The organism is Kitasatospora sp. NPDC089913, from assembly GCF_044748625.1.
GTDB lineage: Bacteria > Actinomycetota > Actinomycetes > Streptomycetales > Streptomycetaceae > Kitasatospora.
Map to the genome: position 1 here is coordinate 290,895 of NZ_JBIVGI010000003.1, position 21,506 is coordinate 312,400.

The 21,506-nt window shown below is 76.2% G+C and carries 6 protein-coding genes; 1 reads left to right on the forward strand and 5 read right to left on the reverse strand.

The annotated features are described in order from the left end of the window. Nucleotides 1-202: 202 nt before the first annotated feature. Entirely contained in the window at nucleotides 203-1,759 is a 1,557-nt protein-coding gene (locus tag ACIPYS_RS07785) for an aldehyde dehydrogenase family protein (protein WP_400744547.1), read from the forward strand. A 340-nt stretch (nucleotides 1,760-2,099) separates the two neighbouring features. Here ACIPYS_RS07785 and ACIPYS_RS07790 read toward each other — a convergent pair whose 3' ends face one another. From ACIPYS_RS07790 to ACIPYS_RS07810, 5 genes are all read right to left on the reverse strand, one after another. Further along, nucleotides 2,100-3,104 carry a chitinase gene (locus ACIPYS_RS07790; RefSeq protein ID WP_400744550.1) on the reverse strand — a complete coding sequence of 335 codons (1,005 nt, stop codon included), beginning with the start codon at nucleotides 3,102-3,104 and terminating at the stop codon, nucleotides 2,100-2,102. Nucleotides 3,105-3,631: 527 nt separating this feature from the next. Next, nucleotides 3,632-3,793: an MbtH family NRPS accessory protein gene (locus ACIPYS_RS07795; RefSeq protein WP_159425166.1), complete on the reverse strand. Its 162-nt coding sequence runs from the start codon at nucleotides 3,791-3,793 to the stop codon at nucleotides 3,632-3,634. Between the two features lie 59 nt (nucleotides 3,794-3,852). Beyond that, a complete protein-coding gene (fabG, locus tag ACIPYS_RS07800; protein ID WP_400744554.1) occupies nucleotides 3,853-4,596 on the reverse strand; it encodes a 3-oxoacyl-ACP reductase FabG in 744 nt (247 codons plus the stop codon). Nucleotides 4,597-4,656: 60 nt separating this feature from the next. Next, a complete protein-coding gene (locus ACIPYS_RS07805; protein ID WP_400744557.1) occupies nucleotides 4,657-15,531 on the reverse strand; it encodes an amino acid adenylation domain-containing protein in 10,875 nt (3,624 codons plus the stop codon). After that, a complete protein-coding gene (locus ACIPYS_RS07810) occupies nucleotides 15,528-21,473 on the reverse strand; it encodes an SDR family NAD(P)-dependent oxidoreductase (protein ID WP_400744560.1) in 5,946 nt (1,981 codons plus the stop codon). The genes ACIPYS_RS07805 and ACIPYS_RS07810 overlap by 4 nt, the downstream gene beginning before the upstream one ends. Nucleotides 21,474-21,506 lie beyond the last annotated feature (33 nt).

Here is a 21,506-nt window from a genome sequence, read left to right on the forward strand (position 1 = left end):
TGCCGGTCATCATGGTGATGACACCCGTCCACCAGGTCAATGGCTATCCAAAATCGTGATTTGAGTCCACATATGTGGATGACGTCCCGGTGATCCGCGAGTGGCCCTTGACCGTCCGCTCGGACCCTCCGTACCGTCGGGGCGCAGCCGTCCAGGAACTTGACGGTCATTCACATCCGTGGACACCATCGGAGGACCGACCATGTCGAGCGCCGATCCCGGCCGTACCGCATCCACCCCTGCCACCCCGTTCGCCGCATCCGGCCCATTCGCCGCGCCCACCCCGGCCACCGCATCCACCCCGGCCGAGGTGGACCGTGCGGTCCGCGCCGCCGACGCCGCCCGTCCGGCGCTCGCCGACCGCCCCCGCCGGGCCGCGCTGTTGCGCACCGCGGCCGCGCTGCTCGCGGCGGCCCAGGACGAGATCATCGCCACCGCCGACGCCGAGACCGGCCTCGGCGCTCCCCGGCTCGGCGGCGAACTCACCCGCACGCACGACCAGTTGCTCGCCTTCGCCGAGCACGCGGAGAGCGGCGCCCTGCTGGACGCCACCATCGACCACGCCGACCCCGCCGCCCGGCCCGCCCCCCGGCCCGACCTGCGCCGGATCAGGGTGCCGCTGGGCGTGGTGGCGGTGTTCACGGCGGGCAACTTCCCACTGGCCTTCGGCGTTCCGGGCGGTGACACCGCCAGCGCGCTGGCGGCCGGCTGCCCCGTGGTGCTCAAGGCGCACCCCGGTCACCCGGCGACCGGCGACCTCTGCGCCCGGCTGCTGCGCCTCGCCGCCGCGAGGACGGGCCTGCCCGAGGGCGTGGTCGGAGTCGTCCACGGCCTCGACGCGGGCCGGACCCTGGTCGAGCACCCGCTGACCGCCGCCGTCGGCTTCACCGGCTCGCTGCGCGGTGGTCGGGCCCTGCACGACCTCGCGGCCGCGCGCCCCCGGCCGATCCCCTTCCACGGCGAACTCGGCAGTCTCAACCCGGTCCTCGTCACCGAGGCGGCCGCGGCCGCCCGCGGCCCCGAACTGGGCGCGGGTCTCGCCGCCTCCTTCACCCTGGGCCTCGGACAGCTCTGCACCAAGCCCGGTCTGGTCCTGGTCCCCGAGGGTCCGGCGGGCGACACCGTGGTGGCCGCCGCCGCGGTCGCGGCCGACGGCGTGCCGGCGGGTCGTCTGCTGGACGGGCGGATCGACTCCTCCTTCCGGTCCGCGGTCCGTGCGATGTCCGAACTCCCCGAGGTGGAAACGGTGTCGGCGGACGTGGTGGACCTGGCCGCACCCGACGCCGTCCGCCCCCGGCTGCTCGCCGTACCGGCGGCCCGCCTCGCCACCGGGGACAGCCACCGGGCCCTGCTGGAGGAGTGCTTCGGGCCGCTCGTGGTGCTGGCCCGTTACCGGACCCCCGCCGAGGCCGCCGCCGTGCTCGCCCGGATCCCCGGCAGCCTCACCGCCACCGTCCACCTCGCGGAGGACGAACGCGGCACCGGGGCGGCCGAGTTGATCGAACGGCTGACCGCGCTCGCGGGCCGGGTGGTGGTGGACGGCTGGCCGACCGGCGTCGCCGTCACCGCGGCCATGCACCACGGCGGCCCCTACCCGGCCGCGACCACCGCCGCCACCTCGGTCGGCACGGCCGCCGCCGAACGCTGGCTGCGGCCGGTCGTCTACCAGAACACCCCGCAGGCCCTGCTCCCCCCGGAGCTCCGGGACGACAACCCGCTGGGGGTGCCCCGTCGGGTGAACGGTCGTGCGCAGCTCTGACCCGGCATCGGAGGCGCCGGCCCTCCCGGGGCGAGGCCCGTCGTGGGGGCGGCCCTTCGTGGGTGTGGCCCGCAGGCCCTGGTGCCGGGCCGTCGCCGGGGACGGGTCGGTGCCGGGCGAGCGGGCGCCGCAGGGTCGGCCGGACCAGGTGGACGGGATCGACCGTCAGTGGCCCCGCGACGGCCCCGACCGCCCCGGGGACGGGGCGCGGAGTCCGGCAGGTGGAGCGGCGAGGAGGCGCGGAGACCGGGACCCCGGCGGTCCCGGGGCATCGCCCCGGGCGGCCGACGGGGCCGGCGGCGTCGGGCAGGGCGCCGCCGGCCCACGGCCCAGGGGCACCTCAGCCCTGGTACTGGACGACGATCTTCGTGAACTCGTACGGCGACTGCGCGACGCCGCTGCACGCGTCGGCGTCGGTGCCCGACCCGCAGGAGCGGTCGCGGTTGACCGACCAGAACGAGAACCGTGCGAGGTGGTGCTGCTGGGCGTAGCCGAGGATGGTGCGGAAGTCCGCGGTGGACACCGTCTCGCCGGCCTCGTCGGTCTTCCCGTTCATCGAGGACACCCCGATGTGCCGGTAGGCGGCGTCGTCGCTGTAGCCGTAGGCGCTCTTGACCGCGGCCTTCAGGCCTTCCAGGGCGCCGACGGACGCCTGCCCCATGGTGCCGGTGTGGCCGCCGAAGTCGAACGGCATGACCACCCAGCCGTCGTTGGCGAGGCCGGCGGCGGCGCCGCGCTTGATGAGGTCCTTGCCGGTGGCGTCCGGGCCGGTCGGCGTGGTGCCGAGGGTGATGTAGGTGACGATCCCGGGGTTCTTGGACTTGACGATCTTCAGTGCGTCGACCACCCGCTGACGGACCGTCGCGTTCCCGAACTCGGTGTTCTCGATGTCCACGTCGAAGGCCTTGAGCTTGTAGGCGTCGATCACCTTCTGGTAGGCCCCGGCCAGCGCGCTCGCGCTGGAGCACTTCTCGCCCAGCTTGTTCCCGCTCCACCCGCCGACCGACACGACCACGTCGCCGCCGGCCGCCCGGATCGACTTGATCGCGGCCTCGTCGGACCCTCCGGTGAGCGGTCGGCTGCCGTCCCACTTGGGGTTGCACCCGCCGTCGGAGAGGATGAAGGCCAGCGTGAACCACTTGACGCCGGTCGCCTTCATCACGTCGGTCGGCTTCTGCGGGCTGCCCCAGCCGAGGTACTCGTAGGGTGCGGCGGCCATGCCCGGCACGGCCGCGACGCCGGGGGCGGCCGCGGCGGAGGCCACCGGGGCCAGCAGGAGGGCGGCCGGACCGAGGGCGGCGACCAGCAGCGGGGCGGTGAGGCGGACTCCGATGGTCTTGCGCATGCCAACTCGCTTTCGTCGATCCACCGCACGGGTTGACGGCAAATCAGGGGTGGGAGGGGCGGGAGGGCGGCCCGGGGCGGCCGGTGACGCGCCGCCGCGGGTGTCTCACAGAATCGGGGCACGGGGCGCCGGGGTCAATGGCTTTGGTTAGGAAAGTTTCCGAATGATTGGTCGGTGGACCGACCGGTGCCGGGATTCGTCCCGGGGCCGCCGTACGGGGGTGGGGGGCTCGGCCGGCCGCGCCACCGGACCGCCGGGCACCGGAAACCACCCGGTCCGCCCGGGCATCGGCCGTCCCCGGGGCGAGCCGGCCGGTCCGTGCGACGATCCGGTTCGCCGCGCCCGGGACGATCACCGCGCGCCCCGCCTCCACGCCACGCAGCACCGCGCGCGCCACCGCGCCGGGATCGGCCGGGCGGAGCGCCGGCCGATCCCGGCGCGGTGGCGGAGTTCCGCAACGGGGCCACCCCGGCGGTCGCCCCGACCGCCGGGGTGGCCCCGGCCAGGGTCCAGGAGCCGGGCCCTGGTCAGCCGAGCGGGCGGGGGTCGGGCCGGATCGCGTCCACGTGGGCCTCGCAGGCGTCCTCGGTGCCGGTGAAGCCGGTGGGGTGCCAGCCGGCGGGGGCGGGGCGGTCGGCGGGGTAGAGGGCGTACTGCTGCTGCTCGTTGACCAGGACGGTCCACTGCACGGCGGGCTCCGGGGGTCGGTGGACGGGAGGTGGGGACGGGAGGGCCGGGCGGGTTCCGGTCAGCGGAAGCCGCCGTCGATCCGCAGCACCTCGCCGGTGAGGTAGCCGGCCCGGTCGGAGAGCAGGAAGGCGACCAGGTCGGCCACCTCCTCCGGACGGCCGAGGCGGCGCAGCGCGACCTGGTCGAGCGCCTGGTCGACGGCCTCCTCCGGCAGTTGCGCGACCAGGTCGGTGTCGATGTAGCCGGGGGCGACCACATTGGCGCGGATGCCGAAGCGGCCGACCTCCTGGGCGAGCGAGCGGGTGAAGCCGATGATGCCGGCCTTGGTCGCCGCGTAGTTGGTCTGGCCGGGGCTGCCGGCGATGCCGGCGACCGAGGACAGGTTGACGATCGCGCCGTGGCGGCGCAGCGCCATGCCGTCGATCACCGCGCGGCAGGCGTGGTAGACGCCGCTGAGGTTGACCTGGAGCACGTCCTGCCAGTCCTGGTCCTCCATCAGCAGCAGCGGGGTGTCGCGCAGGATCGCCGCCGAGGTGACCAGCGCGGTGATCGGTCCGAGCGCGTCCTCGGCGCCGTCCACCAGCTCGCGGACGGCGTCCGGGTCGGCGACGTCGGTGCGGCGGACGTAGGCGGCGCGGCCGAGGTCCAGCAGCTCCTTCTCGAGCGAGCGGGCGGCGTCGGTGTCGGCGCTGTAGCAGAGCGCGATGTCGTACCCGTCCTCGGCCAGCCGCAGGGCGGTGGCGCGGCCGATGCCGCGGGTGCCGCCGGTGATCAGCGCGACGGGGTCGGCGGTCCGGTTCATCGAGAGGCCTTTCGGGTCGGGCGGGCAGGGGAGAAGGCGGGCGGGGGAGAGGACGGGCGGTCAGGCCGTCGGGCGGTCGCGGACACGGCGCCGCAGCTCGGCCAGCGGCAGGTCCGGCCGGTGCGTCAACAGCTCCAGCACGAAGGGCCACTGGCGCATCATGGCCGCCGTCGACCGCGGGTCGATCCGCTCCGGCGAGTACAGCCACAGGCCGCGCAGCCCGGCCTCGGACTCGTGCATCATCAGGTAGAGGTCGGCGTTGTGCGGGCGCATCTCGGTGACCAGCTCCGGGATCACCTCGGCGTCGCCGACGTCGAGGCTCAGCGGCGACGCCGTCAGACCGTGCAGGTCCAGCGGGTCGCCGGCCACGTTCAGCAGGTTGAACAGCAGCCGCAGCGGGTTGTGGTCCTCCCCGGAGTCCTTGCGGAGCTGCCGCAGCGGGACCTCCTGGTGCAGATGGGCGTCCAGCACACCGGACCGGACGGCCGCCAGGAGCTCTCGGACGGTGGCGTCGGCGGCCGGGCGGGGACGCACCACGACCGGGTTGATGAAGAAGCCGATCATCTGCTCGGTCTGCGGGTGCTCCCGGCCGGCCAGCGGGAAGCCGACCGCGAGGTCGCCGACCGCCGTCCCGTCCGACACTCCGTCCGACACCCCGTCGGCCGTTCCGCCCGGTGCCCCGTCCGCCGCCTCCCCGCCCTGCGCGTAGCTCTGCAGCAGCAGGTGGAAGCCGGTGAGCAGCAGCATGAACAGGGTCACGCCCTCGCGCTGCGCCGCCTCCTTGAGGGCCGCGGTGAGTCCGGGCTCCAGGACGAAGCCGCTGGTGTACCCGCTGACGGCGTCGGTCCGCTGGTGCTCCGGCGCCTCGAACCGGGGGAGCGCCGGCAGGTCCGCCAACAGCCCCTCCCAGTGGGCGAGGTGCTCGTCCAGCTCGCCGTCCGCGAGCCGCCGCCGCTGCCAGGCCGCCCAGTCCGGGTACTGGACGGACGGCGTGGGCAGGTCCGGTTCGCGGCCCAGCACCTGGGCCGCGTACAGCTCGCCGAGCTCGCGGCCGAGCAGCGCGTAGGACCACAGGTCGACCACGATGTGGTGCAGCACCAGCACCAGCACCCACTCGCCGGGGGCGGTGGCGATCAGGGTGCCGCGCACCAAGGGGCCCTCGGCCAGCCGGAACGGGCGGTCCACCTCGGCCGCGACCAGCCGGCGCACCGCCTCCCGGCGGTCGGCGGCGGGCTCCCCGCGCAGGTCGACGGTGGCGAGCGGCCAGCCGCCGACGGGGTCGGTCAGCTGGCGCCAGTCGCCGGGCCCGTCCTCGACGATCCTGGTCCGCAGCGCCTCGTGGCGCGCCACGACGGTGTCGAGGCTCGCCCGCAGCGCCGCCGGGTCGAGGGTGCCGGTGAGGACGGTCGCGGTGATCACGTTGTGGTGCGAGGATCCCGGGTCGACGGGCTGGTGGACGATGTCCGACTGGGCGAAGGACAGCGGCACACCGTGGGTGCGGTCGGCGGGCGGCACCGGGCCGCCCGCCCGGGCCGCCCGCGCGGGCCGGTGGCGCCGGCGGGTGGTGGGCCCCGCGGGCGGCGGCCCGCCGGCACCGGGCAGGGCGGCGCAGCCGGTCACGGCCCTGAGGGCGGCGAACCAGAGTTCGGCCAGTTCGCGCACCTCGGGCTCGGTCAGCGGGCCCTGTGCCCAGGTCCAGCCGGCCGCCAGCCGGGGGCCGTCGGGGCTGTCGTAGGTGACGGCGTTGAGCTCCACGGGGTGGGTGAGCAGGCCGACCGGCGCGTTCGGCGCGTCCGGGGCGTCCGGGGCGTCCGGGGCGTCCGGCGCGTCCGGGGCGCCCAGGGCGAGTGCCGCGTCGGCGGTGACCGGCGCCCAGGGGGTGTCCGGACCGGCGTCGGCGAAGCGTCCGAGGTAGTTGAACGCGACCTGGGGGGATGGCAGTTCGGCCAGTGCCGGGGCGGTCGCGGGGTTGAGCCGGCGCAGCAGCCCGTGGCCGAGGCCGTCGCCGGGCAGTGCGGCCAGCTGTTCCCGGACCCGGACGACGGCGGCGGCCAGCTCCGCCCCGGCCCCGGTGACCCGGGGCCAGTCCAGCGGACCGGGGGCGAGCCGGACCGGCTGGACGCTGGTGAACCAGCCCACGGTGCGGGACAGGTCGACGCCGTCGGCGAGGTCCTCCTGGCGGCCGTGGTTCTCCACGGAGACCAGGACGCCCTCGGCCGGCGGGTCCAGCGGTGCGCGGCGGCGGCGCCACTCCTCCAGGGCGACGCCGAAGGCGGCCAGCAGGACTTCCTGCACACCGGTGTGGAAGGCGCCGGGCGCGGTGCCGAGCAGTGCGGCGGTGTCCTCGGGCGGCAGGGTGAGGACCAGCCGTCCGGTGCCGGTGACGGATCCGGCGACCGTCTCGGCGGGCAGCAGGGCCGGGGCGCCGGTCAGCAGGCGCTGCCACTCGGGGAGTTCGGCCAGCCGGTGCGGTGCCGCGGCCTCGGCGGCCAGCAGCTCGGACCAGCGGCGCACCGAGGTGCCGACCGGCGCCAGCAGCACCGGCCGGCCCGCGAGGACGGCCTCGCCGGCGGCCCGGAGGTCCGGCAGCAGGATCCGCCAGGAGACGCCGTCCACCACCAGGTGGTGCAGGACCAGCAGCAGCCGGCCGGGGGCGTGCTCCCCGGCGTCCAGCCAGACCGCCCGGAGCATCACCCCGGCGGCCGGGTCCAGGCGTCGGCGGGCGTCGGCGGCCCCGGCGGCCGTCAGCGCCCGCAGGTGTTCGGCGTCCGCTCCGGCGGCGTCCGTCCGGACCAGGTGGTCGGCGACCCGCACCGAGCCGACCGGGCCGGTCTCCAGGCCCCAGCGGCCGTCCGGCCCCGTGGTGAGCCGGGAGCGCAGCACCGCGTGGTGGTCCACCAGCGCCTGGAGCGCGGCGGTCAGCCGCGGCAGGTCCAGCACCCCGGCCGGGGGGACGGCGATCACCGCCTCCTGGCTGAACCCGCCGATCGGGGCGTCCACCTCGCGCAGCCACTCGACGATCGGGGTGGGCCCGACCGCGCCGACGCCGTCGTCCTCGGGTCCGGCCGCTCCGTCGGCGGCGACGGCCACGGCTGCCAGCGCGCCCACCGACTGATGGGCGAGGACGTCCCGGGCGCTGATCACCAGCCCGGCGCTCCTTGCCTGGGAGACCACCTGGATCGCCTGGATGCTGTCGCCGCCGAGGTCGAAGAAGCCGTCCCCGGTGCCCACCTCGGGCAGCCCGAGCACCTCGGCGAAGATCGCGCACAGGGTCTCCTCGACCGGGGTGCGCGGCCGGCCGGACCCGGCGCCCGGGGCGTGGCCGGGGGCGGGCAGCCGCTCGCGGTCCACCTTGCCGTTGGTGGTGAGCGGCAGTTCGGCGAGCACCACCACCGCGGCCGGGACCAGGTACGGCGGCAGCCGGTCGGCGAGCGCGGCCCGGACCGCCGCCGGGTCGGGCGCCGCCCCCGGCCGGGGGACCAGGTAGCCGACCAGGGTGCGCTGCCCCGGCCGGTCCTCCCGGACCGTCACCACGGCCCGGGCGGTGTCCGGGTGGGCGGACAGCGCGGACTCGATCTCGCCCAGTTCGATCCGGAAGCCGCGGACCTTCACCTGGTGGTCGGTGCGGCCGAGGAAGTCCAGCCGGCCGTCCGCCCTCCACCGGACGAGGTCCCCGGTCCGGTACATCCGGGTGCCGGGTGCGCCGAACGGGTCGGGCAGGAAGCGGCGCGCGGTCAGCCCGGGCCGGCCCAGGTAGCCGCGGGCCAGGCCGGCGCCGGCCACGAACAGCTCGCCGGGCACCCCGGCGGGCACCGGACGCAGGCCCTCGTCCAGGACGTACACCCGGGCGCCCGCGATCGGTCGGCCGACCGGCGGGGCACCGGTGCCCGGCGCCAGCGGGCCGGTCAGGGTGGCGCACACGGTGGTCTCGGTCGGCCCGTAGGCGTTCACCATCCGCCGGTCCGCGGACCACCGGTCGACCAGCTCGGCCGGGCAGGACTCGCCCGCGACCACCAGGGACAGCCCGGCGGGCAGCCCGCCCTGCGGCACGGCGGCCAGCACACTGGGCGGCAGGGTCGCGTTGGTCACGCCGTAGCGCTCGCAGGTCCGGGTCAGCGGCTCGCCGGGGAGGAGGTCCTCCTTGGGGACGACCACCAGCGCGGCGCCGGTCAGCAGCGCGTCGCAGCGCTCCGCCACCGAGGCGTCGAAGCTCGGCGAGGCGAACTGCAGCACCCGGCTGTGCCCGTCCAGCCCGAAGCCCTCGGCCTGCGCCGCGACCAGGCCGGGGATGCCGGTGTGGGTGACCACCACGCCCTTGGGGGTGCCGGTGGATCCCGAGGTGTAGATGATGTACGCCGCGTGTCCCGGGGTCAGCGGCCCGGAACGGTCGGCGTCGGTCGGCGCGGCGGCGGGCCGGGCGGCCAGGTCCGCGAGCACCTCGGGCCGGTCCAGCCGCAGCACCGGGACCTCGCCCTCCGGCAGTGCGGCGGCCGATCCGTCGTCGGTCAGCACCAGCACCGGGCGGGCGTCGTCGAGCAGGAAGGCGATCCGCGCCGCCGGGTAGTCCGGGTCGACCGGCAGATAGGCCGAGCCGGCCTTGGCCACGGCCAGCATGGCCACCACGGACCGGGCCGAGCGGCCCAGTGCCACCGCGACCGGTCGTTCCGGGCCCGCGCCGCGGGCGATCAGCAGACGGGCCAGCCGATTGGCCTCCGCGTCCAGCTGGGCGTAGGTCAGCTCCCGTTCGGGGTCGACGACGGCGGTCCGCTCCGGGGTGCGGGCCACCTGGGCCTCGAACAGCGCGGGCAGGGTGGCGGGCTGTCGGGGAGCGGGGAACGCGGTGCCGGCCCAGTCGGCCAGCAGCCGGTGCCGCTCGTCGGGCGAGAGCAGTTCGGCCTCGGCGACCGGGCGGTCCGGCGCGGCGCACACCGCAAGCAGCATCCGCCGCAGGCGTTCGGCCAGCAGCTCCACGGTCGCCGGGTCGAAGACGTCGGCGTTGTACTCCACCACGCCGTCGATCCCGGCGGGCGCGCCGTCGCCGGGGGCACGGCGGCCGGTCAGCGAGAACACCAGGTCCGTCCGGGCCCCGCCGCTGTCCACCGGCACGGCCTCCTCGGCCAGACCGGGCAGGCCGAGCACCGCGTCCGGGACGTTCTGCCAGGCGAGCAGCACCTGGAACAGCGGGTGGTGCGCGGTGGAGCGGGCCGGGCGCAGCGCGTCGACCAGGAACTCGAACGGGACGTCCTGGTGGGCGTACCCGTCCAGGCCGCGTTCGCGGACCCGGGCCAGCAGCTCCCGGAAGGTCGGTGCCCCCGACAGGTCGGCGCGCAGCACCAGGGTGTTGACGAAGAAGCCGACCAGGTCCTCGGTGGCGGCGTCGGTGCGGCCGGCGACGGTCGCACCGACCGGGATGTCGTCACCGGCGCCGAGCCGGTGCAGCAGGGCGGCCAGGGCCGCGTGCACGACCATGAACTCGCTGGCGTCGTGGCGGCGCGCGAGCGTGGTGACGGCGGTGTGCAGTTCGGCGTCCCAGTGCAGGGCGACGGTGCCGCCCCGGTGGGTGGCCGAGGCCGGGTGCGGGCGGTCGACGGGCAGTGCGATCCGGTCCGGCAGTCCGGCCAGGGCCTCGCGCCAGTAGGCGAGTTGGCTGTTGCGCAGGCTGTCCCGGTCGTCCTGGCCGCCGAGCAGCCGGTGCTGCCACAGGGTGTAGTCGGCGTACTGGACCGGCAGCGGCGCCCACTGCGGCGGGCGGCCGCCGAGGCGCGCGGTGTAGGCGGTGGCGAGGTCGCGCCCGAGCAGGGCGACGGACCAGCCGTCGGCGGCGATGTGGTGCACCACCAGGACCAGGGTGTGCCGCTCCGGGCCGTGCACCAGCAGTTCGGCGTGCAGCGGGATCCGGCGGGCGAGGTCGAAGCGGTGCCGCGCGGCGGCGCGTACGGCGGCGGCGGTACCGGTCCCGGGCGGTTCGGTCCCGGTCCCGGGCGGTTCCGTCCCGGCCTCCGGAACCTCGGTCACGGTCAGCGCCGGGCGGGTGTCGGCCGGGTCCAGCACGTGCTGGCGCGGCACGCCGCCGGTGTCGGGGAAGACGGTGCGCAGCGCCTCGTGCCGCTCGACCACGTCGGCCAGCGCGGCCTGCAGGGCGCCGGTGTCCAGGGGGCCGGTGAGCCGCACCGCCATCGGGATGTTGTAGGTGGCGGAGGGGCCTTCCAGCCGGTCGAGGAACCACAGCCGGCGCTGGGCGAAGGAGAGCGGCAGCTCGGCCGGCCGGGGCTCGGGGGCCAGCGCCGGGCGGGCCGCCCCGGGGGCCCGGTCCGGGTCCTCGGCGGCGAGACGGCCGGCCAGTCCGGCCACCGTCGGGGTCTCGAACAGCGAGCGGACCTGGACCTCGGCACCCAGGGTGGCCCGGATCCGGGAGACCAGCCGGGTGGCGAGCAGAGAGTGGCCGCCCAGGTCGAAGAAGCTGTCGTGGACGCCGACCGCGGGTACCCCGAGCACCTTGGCGAACAGCGCGCAGAGCGCCTCCTCGCGCTCGTCGCGCGGTGCGACGTACACCGCGTCGAGGTTGCGGCGGTCGCCGTCGGGCGCGGGCAGGGCCTTGCGGTCGGTCTTGCCGTTGGGGGTCAGCGGCAGCGCGTCCAGCAGGACGAACGCGGACGGGACCATGTAGCCGGGCAGGCGTTCGGCCAGGGCGGAGCGCAGTACCGGGACGAGACGGCGGGCGAGCCGGCGCCGGGTGCCGCTGACCAGGCGACCCCAGTCGGGTTCCGCCGCCGGTGGCCGCACGGTGCCCGGGAGGGCGGTTCCGGGCCGGGCGTCGGCCTCGAGCCGGCGGGCGAGCAGGGTGAACGCGCCGTCCGGGCCGTGTTCGGACCAGTCGAGGTCGATCCGGTAGCCGAGCGCCTCGCCGAGGGCCCACAGCTCCTCGGGGTCGACGGCCCCGGGCCGGTCCGCGCGCGGTCCGGGGCCGTCGACGAGCCGGTCGAGGGTGTCGGCGAGCTCGCGGAGCCGGGCGTTGGGCACGCCGCGGACGGCGAGCAGTGCGGGCCGCAGGGCCCTCAGACGCTCGCCCAGCGCGGCCACGGTCAGGCCCTCGGCGGCCCAGTCCAGCGGCTCGGCGTCCGGTGCCCCCGGTGTCTCCGGTGCTTCTCCCGGCTCGGCGGCCGGTCCGGTGGTGAGGACGACGTCGTAGCGGAACCGGGTCAGCTCGTTGGCGGTGGCGGCCCGCTTGGGCAGCACCCGGACCTCGCGGAGGGCCGGGAAGCGGCTCGGCAGGGCGGTGAACAGCGCCGGGTCGAAGACGAGTTCCTCGTCCTCGGCCAGTCGGCGGCGGGTCCGGGCGAGCAACTCGGCGTCCGGCAGGCCCGGTTCGGCGTGGGCGAGCTGGACCGACAGGTGGAAGGACTCCAGCAGCGGCAGGCTGCGGATGTCGCCGAGGAACAGCGAGCCGCCCGGGGCGAGCCGGGGCAGCGCGCCCTCGATCACCCGCAGCAGGTAGCGCTCGTCCGGGAAGTACTGGACCACCGAGTTGAGCACGATCACGTCGAAGAGCCGCTCGGGCAGCCGGTCGAGCCGGTCGGCCGCGCAGAGGTGCAGCGCGACCTCGCCGAGGCTGTCACCGGCGCGGTCGACGACCTCCTGCAGACCGGTGAGGGCGACCTCGGAGATGTCGGTGCCCCAGTAGCGCTCGACCTGCGGGGCGACCCGCTGGAGGATCAGGCCGGTGCCGCAGCCGATCTCCAGCACCGAGCGGGGGCGCAGGCCGAGCACCCGCTCGGCGGTGCGGTCGGCCCATTCGCGCATCTCCCCGGCCGGGATCGGCTCCCCGGTGTAGCTGCTGTTCCAGCCGCGCAGGTCCTCGGCCGGAATGCCGGGGTCGGCGGGGGTGCCGGGGTCGGCGGGGGTGGCGAAGGCGGGGGCCGGGGCAGGGACGGCGGGAGCGGGGGCCGGGGCGGTGTCCGGGTCGTCGTAGGCGGTGTCCCAGATCCGGCGCCACTCCTCGACCTGGTCCGGCCACTCCTCCGCCGGGCCGGGGCCCCCGTCGGCGGCCGGCACCACGTACGCCACCAGCCGCTGGTCACCGGGGACGTCCTCGCGGACCGTCACCACCGCGTGGCCGACCTCGGGCCGCAGGGCCAGCTCGCTCTCGATCTCGCCGAGCTCGATCCGGAAGCCCCGCACCTTCACCTGGTGGTCCAGCCGCCCGAGGAACTCGATGCCGCCGTCCCGCCGGCGGCGCACCAGGTCCCCGGTGCGGTACAGCCGGTCCTGCGGCCCCGCCCCGAACGGGTGCGGCACGAACCGCTCGGCGGTCAGCTCCGGCCGGCCCAGGTAGCCCCGGGCCAGGCCGGCGCCGCCGATGTACAGCTCGCCGGGCACCCCGGGCGGCGTCAGCCGGCCCTGCTCGTCCAGCACGTGCAGTTCGGTGTTGGCGATCGGCGCGCCGATCGAGATCGGGCCGTCCCCGACCTCGGCCACCGCCGACCAGATGGTGGTCTCGGTGGGCCCGTACATGTTCCACAGCTCCACCCCGCCGTCCCGCAGCCGCCGGGCCAGTCCGGCGGGCAGCGCCTCGCCGCCCGCCAGCGCCTTCAGCCCGGGCGCACCCGGCCAGCCCGCGTCCAGCAGCATCCGCCAGGTGGACGGGGTGGCCTGGACGACGCTCGCCCCGGAGGCCGCCAGCAGGCGCGACAGCTGCTCGCCGTCGGCGGCCGCGCCGCGCTCGGCGACCACCACCCGGGCGCCGGTGACCAGCGGCAGCAGCAGTTCCAGCAGCGAGATGTCGAAGGAGTGGGTGGTGACGGCGAGCAGGGTGTCCTCGGCCGTCAGGCCCGGTCGCTCCCGCATCGAGCGCAGGAAGTTGGCCAGCGCCCGGTGCGGGACCTGCACGCCCTTCGGCCGCCCGGTGGAGCCCGAGGTGTAGATGACGTAGGCGAGGTCCTCCTCGGCCACCACCGGGTCCTCGGCCGGGTCCTCGGCCGGTTCCGCGGTGGCCCGCTCGCCCCGCTCGCCCCGCCCGTCGGGCTCGTCCGCCCCGTCCAGGCAGAGCACCTCGGCGCCGGTCGCGGGCAGCCGCTCCGCCACCGGCCGCTGGGTGAGCAGCACCGGCAGGCCCGAGTCGGCCAGCATGTGGGCGATCCGCTCCGGCGGGAACTCCGGGTCGATCGGGACGAACGCGCCGCCCGACCTCAGCACCGCCAGCAGCGCCACCACCAGGTCGACCGAGCGCTCGGTGCACACGCCCACCAGGACGTCCCGGCCCACGCCGTGCCGGCGCAGGCGGCGGGCCAGCAGGCCGGAGCGCCGGTCCAGTTCCGCGTAGTCCAGCGCCTCGGCGCCGCAGCGCACCGCCTCGGCGTCCGGGGTGCGGGCGGCCTGCTCGGCGAACAGCCGGTGGACCGGGGACCGGTCGGGCCACTCCCGGTGGGTGTCGTTGCCCTGCTCGCGCAGCCGCCGTTCCTCCTCGGCCGTGAGCATCGGCACCGTGCCCACCGGGCGGTCCGGACCGTCGATCAACTGCTCCACCAACAGCCTCAGGTGGGCGGCCAGTTGGTCGACGGTGGCGGCGTCGAACAGGTCGCTGTTGTACTCGAACCGGCCGCTCAGGCCCTCCGGCCGGTCGAAGACCTGGAGTTCCAGGTCGAAGCGGGCGGTGCTGCCGGCGACCTCGATCGGCTCCAGGTGCAGGCCCGCCACGTCGAAGGAGGGCATCGCGATGTTCTGGAACACGAAGGAGACCTGGAACACCGGGGTGCGGGAGAGGTCCCGGCGCGGGTGCAGCTCCTCCACCAGCCGCTCGAACGGCAGCTCCTGGTGGGCGAACGCGCCCAGGCACACCGGCCGCACCCGGCCCAGGAGTTCACGGAAGGACGGGGCGCCCGACAGGTCGGTGCGCAGGGCCAGCATGTTGGCGAAGTAGCCGATCAGCCGCTCGACCTCGGGGCGGCCCCGGTTGGCGACCGGCACGCCGACGACCACGTCCTCCTCCCGGGTGTAGCGGTGCAGCAGCACCTGGAAGGCGGCGAGCAGCGTCATGAACGGAGTGACGCCCTCGGTCCGGCTGAACTCCCTGACCCGGTCCATCAGTTCGGCGGAAAGGGCGAACGGGCGGGAGCCGCCGCGGGTGCTCTGCACGGGTGGGCGGGGACGGTCGGTGGGCAGTTCCAGGGCGGCCGGGGCCCCGTCCAGCGTCCGCCGCCAGTACTCCAGGTCGGCCCGCGCGCCGTCGCCCTCCAGCCGCTTGCGCTGCCACACCGCGTAGTCGGCGTACTGGACGGGCAGTTCGGGCAGGGCGGGCTCGGTGCCGCCCGCACAGGCGCCGTAGAGCGTGACCAGCTCGTCCAGGAACACCGAGGTGGACCAGAGGTCGCCGGCGATGTGGTGGATGGTCAGCAGCAGCACGTGCTCGTCGGCGGCGAGCCGCAGGAAGCGCATCCGCACCAGCGGGCCGGTGGCCAGGTCGAACGGGCGGGCGAACTCCTCCCGGGCCAGGGACTGCACGCCCTCCTCGCCGTCCGGCCCGGCCAGGTGCTCGCACGGCACGACGGCGAAGCCGGGCTCGGCGCCCTCGGTGACCACCTGGACGGGCTCGCCGTCCACCTCCCGGAAGGTGGTGCGCAGCGCCTCGTGGCGGCGGGCGATCGCGGAGACGGCGCGCCGCCAGACGTCCAGGTCGAGCGGACCGCGGATCCGGGTGGCGCCGCAGACGTTGTAGGCGGTGTCGCCCGGTGTCAGCTGGTCCAGGAACCACATCCGCTGCTGCGGGAAGGAGGCCGGGAACCGGTGCTCCCGGGGCCGGGCGGCGGCGGCCTTCTTGCGGCGCAGGCGTTCGGCGAGGAGTGCGCGCTTCTCGGCGGCGGAGAGCGTCGTGGGGTCGGGGGTGGTCATGGCACGTCCGTCCTCGGGTGTTCCGGCGGTGTCGCGGGCGGGGGCGCTCATGCCTGGTCTCCCGGGCCGGCGGTGTCCTCGGTGTCCTCCTCGGCCAGCAGGGCCTGGAGGCGGGCCTCCACCTCCTCGTCGGACAGGCCGGCGAGGTCGTCGAGTTCGTCCAGGTCGTCCAGGTCGTCCGTACCGTCGAGGCTGTCGGGGCCGTCGTGTCCGGCGCTCGTCCGCCCGGCCCCGGCGCGACTCAGGGCCTCGATGGTGTCCCCGTCGCCGCCTCCGTCGCCGCCGCCCCCGGCCAGCAGGTCGACGGTGTGGGCGACGGTGGGGGAGTGGAAGAAGTCCCGCAGGTCGAGCTCGGTGCCGAAGCGGCTCCGGATCCGGGTGTTGATCTGCACCGCGGCCAGCGAGTGGCCGCCCAGGGCGAAGAAGTCGTCGTGCACGCCGACCTCCTCGACGCCCAGCACCTCGCGCCAGAGCGCCGCGACGGCCTCCTCCCGCTCGGTCGCGGGTGCCACGAACGGGGTCGCCAGCTCGGGCCGGGGGTGGCTGCCGCCGAGCGGGGCCAGCTGCTCCAGCTCACGGGCCAGCAGCGCCGGGGTGATCGAGCGGGCCAGCCGCCGCAGTGCCGTGAAGTCCTGCGGGGTGACGACCAGGTGGGCCGGGAGCTCCGGCTGTGCCAGGACCCGGGCGAACGCGGCCCGGCCCTCCGCCTCGCCGAAGCCCTCGGCGAGCGCGGCCAGCGCCCCGGCGGCTCCCGTCCCGGTGGTCCCGGCCGTCGCGGTGCGCCCGGCGGCCCCGGTGCTCCCGTCGCCGGTGTCCGCGCCGGCCGCTTCCGCCTCCGCGACGGTCTGTCCGATCTGGGTCAGCAGCGCCTCGACGTCATTGATCCGCTTCACCGTGAAGTCGGTCACCGCGACCAGCAACCGGCCGTCCGGGTCCAGGAGTTCGAGGTCGCAGGTGAGGGTCTCCCCGGTCGACCCGGCCGGGTGCTTGATCTCCACCGCGACCTCCACCGTGCCGGTCAGCGGGTGCAGGATCCGCAGGCTGCGATAGGTCAGCGGGAGGTAGTACGGGTCCTCCGCGTGCAGCCGGAAGACGCCGCCGGCCATGTCGAGCAGGGCCGGGTGCAGCGGGTAGTCCGCCAGGTCGGCGAGGAAGGCCTCGTCCAGCCGGAGCGTGGCCAGCATCCGCCGTCCGCCGGTGCGGATGGTCTTCAGCACCTGCCAGCGCGGTCCGAACCAGAAGCGCAGCGGCCCGCCGCCCTCCTCGAAGCGCTCCACCCCGAGCCGGCGCCGGATCTCCTCCTCGGTCTCCAGGACCTCCGTCACCTCGCAGCGCTCCGCCACCTCGGCCAGGTCGCGGACGACGTCGGGGCCGCGCTCGTGGAACGAGGCCGAGCCGGTCGCGTGCTCGCGCCACGGGGCGTCCGCCGCCGGGCGGCTGCGGACGGTGAAGTGCGGTCGGCCGTCGCGCTCCTCGACCGTGGTGAACACCGTCCGGGTCTGCCCGTCGGGGACGATCACGGGCGTCATGAACAGCACGTCGTGCAGCTCGGTCTCACGCCCCCCGGCCTGCCCGGCCAGGGCGGCCCGCACCAGTTCGAGGTAGGCGGTGCCCGGCACCAGGCCGTGGCCCATCAGCCGGTGGTCGTCGACGATCCAGCTGTCCGCGGTGGAGAGCACCGTCTCGTACACGACGGTGGTGCCCTCGGCGCGGACCGGGCGCAGCAGCGGGTGGCCGGTGTCCGGTCCAGTGGCCGATGCCCGGGCGGTGAGACCGGCGGCCATGCCGACGCCCTCCCAGGTGCCCCAGCCGAGCGCCGTGACCGGACGGCCCTGCCGGCGCCGCCACTGGGCGAAGGCGTCCAGGAAGGCGTTGGCCGCGCCGTAGTCGCTCTGGCCGGGGCCGCCCAGGACGGCGCTGACCGAGGAGCAGAGCAGCAGGAAGTCCAGCGGGTCGTCCGCGCACAGCCGGTCCAGCAGCAGGGTGCCGACGGTCTTCGCCGCCAGGACCGCGTCGGCGTCCGCCCGGGTCCGGCGGGCGAGCATGCCGGTGGACGGTGCCCCGGCCGCGTGCACCACGCCGTTCAGCGGGCCGAACCGGGCGCGCAGGGCGGCCAGCGCGGCGCCGAGTTCGCGCTCGTCGGTGACGTCGGCCCGCAGCAGCGCGATCCGTGCGCCGCGCTCCCGGAGTCGGGTGAGCCGGCGGATCCGGGCGCCGGTCGGGTCCTGCTCGCCGTGCTCCTCCAGCCAGGCCGGCCAGTCCTCCTCGGCGGGGAAGTCGGAGCGGCCGAGCAGGCCGAGCACCGGTGCCCTCACGCCCTCGGCCAGCTGTTCGGCGAGGGCCAGGCCGACGCCGCCGAGGCCGCCGGTGACCAGGTAGACGCCGCCGTCGCGGGGGTGCGCCGGAAGGTCGGTCGGTACCCCGGTCGCGTCCCGGGCCGGTGCCTCGGTCGTCTCCCCGGCCGGTCCGTCGTTCGCGCCCCCGGCCGGGAGCGGGAGCGGGTCGAACTCCCGCACCCACCAGTGCCGGCCGCGCAGGGCCAGCTCGCGCTCCTCCGGGTCGCGCAGCAGCAGCTCGAGCACCGCGCGCACCGCCTCCTCCGCGGGGGCGGCCGGGTCGGCGCCGGTGACGTCCAGCAGGCGGCAGCCGACGTCCGGCAGCTCCTGGGGGATCACCGTGCAGGGGCCGGCCAGCATGGCCTGCTCGGGCCGCAGCGGCTCGTCGCCGGTGACGCCGTGGACGCCCCGGCAGAGCACGTCGACGGTGACCGGGACGGCGGGGCGGGCGTCGGTGAGGGCCTGGGCGAGGGCGGCCAGGCTGTCGGGGCCGAGCCGGCGGGCGGCGTTCAGCCGGGCCTCGTCCAGTGCCTCGCCGTTCAGCACGTCGCCGTCGGACAGGTCGTCACCGAGGCTGAACAGGTGCACCAGGCGCAGCGAGTCCGCGCCGCGGAGGTCCAGCGTGCCGAGCAGTCCGGCGGCCTGGGCACGGTCGTCCGGGTCCAGCGACCAGGCGTCGGTGCCGCGGGCGTGCGGGCCGGGGACGCGCAGCCCGTCGGTGCGCTCCGAGCCGTCGGTGGTGCCGACCCGGACCACGGCGGCGCCGCCCTCGGCCAGCCGCCCGGCCAGTGCGGCGCCGAGGCCGGTGTTGTCGCCCAGCACCACCCACAGCGGCCCGCTGCCGGGACCGCTCCTGCCGGTCCGGACGGCGGGACCGGTCCGCGGGGCGAGGCGCCGCCAGCCGGGCGTGCGGAACCAGTCCTCGACCGGGACCGGCCCGGTCGCGGTCGCCCCGTCGGCGGCCGCGGGCGTTCCCGGGGCGGCGCCGTCCGGCTCCACCCAGTAGCGTTCGCGCTGGAAGGCGTAGCCGGGCAGCCGCAGCACCCGCCCGTCGGCGCCCGGCCGCAGCACGTCCCGGTCGACCGGGACGCCCGCGCTCCACAGCGCGCCCAGGCCCCGGCGCAGCACGAGCGCGTCGTCCTCCCGCTCCTGCGGGTGGCGCAGCGAGCCGATCACCGTCCGGCCCTCCTGCCAGGCGCCGTGGCGGCGGACGAAGTCGCCGAGGGTGCGGCCGGGGCCGACCTCCAGCAGCACCCAGGACGGGTCGGCGAGCAGCAGTGCCGCGGCGTCGGCGAAGCGGACCGGCTGGCGCAGGTGACGGCCCCAGTACTCGGGGTCGGTCGCCTCCCGCTCGGTGATCCAGGTGCCGGTGACGTTGGAGCAGAACGGGATCCTCGGCGGGTCGAGCCGCACCGAGCGGACCGCCTCGACCAGCGGGCCGACGGCGCCGTCCATGGCGGGGGAGTGGAAGCCGTGCGAGGTGTGCAGCCGGCGGCAGGGGACGTCGGCCTCCTTGAGCCGTCGCTCCAGCCCGTCCACCGCGTCGGCGGGGCCGGAGACGACGCTCAGCCCGGTGGAGTTGAGGGCGGCCACGGCGAGGCCGGCGCCCTCGGCCAGCCAGGGCGCGAGGTCCCGCTCGGACAGGAAGACGGTGAGCATCGACCCGGCGGGCATCGCCGCGACCAGCCGGCCCCGGGCCGCCACCAGCCGCACCGCGTCCTCGAGTCCGAACACGCCGGCCAGGCAGGCGGCGACGTACTCGCCGACGCTGTGGCCGACCATCGCGTCCGGCCGCACGCCCCAGGCCGCCCACTGCCGGGCCAGCGCGTACTCCACCAGGAACAGCGCGGGCTGGGCGTACTCGGTACGGGTCAGCCGCTGTGCCGCCGCCCCGGCCGCCCCGGGGGCGGGGAACAGCAGGGTGCGCGGGTCCTCGCCCAGCTCGGCGGCGAACAGCTCGGCGCAGTGGTCGAGTTCGGCGGTGAACACCGGCTCCCGGCGGTACAGGCCGCGGGCCATGTCGACGTACTGGGTGCCCTGGCCGGGGAACAGGAACGCCACCCGGGCGCCCTCGGCGGCCTCCGTCGTGGCGGCGGCGGTCACGGCGCGCAGCGCGGCCACCGCCCCGGCCCGGTCCGGGGCCACCGGGGCGGCGCGCCGGCCGAAGGCGCGCCGCCGGTGGGTGAGGGTGTGGGCGAGGTCGTCGAGCCGCAGTCCGGGGTGGGCCTCCAGGTGGTCGGCGAGCCGTCGGGCGCCCTCGGCGACGGCCTCGGCGGTGCGGCCGGAGAGCGGGAGCAGGACCGGCGCGGTCTCCTCGTCGCCGCCCTCCTCCGCCGGCGCCGGCGTGGGGGCCTCCTCCAGCACCAGGTGCACATTGGTGCCGCCGATGCCGAAGGAACTGACCCCGGCCCGGCGCGGACGCTCCCCCCGGGGCCACGGCCGCAGCCGGTCGTTGACGAAGAACGGGCCGGACTCCAGGTCGAGTTCGGGATTCGGCTTGGTGAAGTGCAGGGACGCCGGGATGGCCTCGTGCCGCAGCGCCAGCACCGTCTTGATCAGCGCGGCGACCCCGGCGGCGGCGTCCAGGTGGCCGATGTTGCTCTTCACCGAGCCGATCGCGCAGTAGCCGGTCTCCTCGGTGTCCTCGCGGAAGGCCCGGGTCAGCGCGGCGATCTCGATCGGGTCGCCGAGCGCGGTGCCGGTGCCGTGCGTCTCCACGTAGCCGACCGAGCCCGCGTCGACCCCGGCCATCGCCAGCGCCTCGGAGACCACCGCGGCCTGCCCGTCGACGCTCGGCGCGGTGTAACCGGCCTTCAGCGAACCGTCGTTGTTGACCGCCGAGCCCAGCACCACGGCGTCCACCGGGTCGCCGTCGCGCCGTGCGTCGGTCAGGCGGCGCAGCACCACCACGCCGACGCCGTTGCCGGGCACGGTGCCGCCCGCCGAGGCGTCGAACGGCCGGCAGTGCCCGTCGGGGGAGAGGATGCCGCCCGGCTCGTACTGGTAGCCCTGCTCCAGCGGGGAGCCGATCGACACCCCGCCGGCCAGGGCGAGGTCGCACTCGCCGTTCAGCAGGCTCTGGCAGGCCAGGTGGACGGCGGTGAGCGAGGTCGAGCACGCGGTCTGCACGCTCATCGCCGGGCCGGTCAGGCCCAGCTTGTAGGCGGCCCTGGTGGCCAGGAAGTCCTTGTCGGAGGCCAGCAGCGTCTGGTACGGCCCCGCCGACTCGAAGACCCGGCGGTTGGCGGTGACGTTGTGCAGCAGATAGGTGTTCATCCCGGCGCCGGCGAACACGCCGATCCGGCCCTCGAAGTCCTCCGGCACGCAGCCGGCCGACTCCAGGGCCTCCCAGGCGCACTCCAGGAACACCCGGTGCTGCGGGTCCATGATCTCGGCCTCGCGCGGGTTGTAGCCGAAGAAGGCCGCGTCGAAGCGGTCGGCCCCGGCGAGCACCCCCTTGGCCCGGACGTAGCCGTCCCGGCCGGACACCTCCGGGTCCACCCCGGCGGCCCGCAGCCCGGCCTCGGAGAGCACCTCGATCGACTCCCGGCCCTCCTCCAGGTTCCTCCAGAAGGTGTCGACGTCGGGGGCACCGGGGAAGCGGCCGGCCATCCCCACGACGGCGATCTGGTCGAGTTCTTCGGACATCTCCGGCATCGGGGTCACCTGTCGCTCTCTCACATCGCGCTC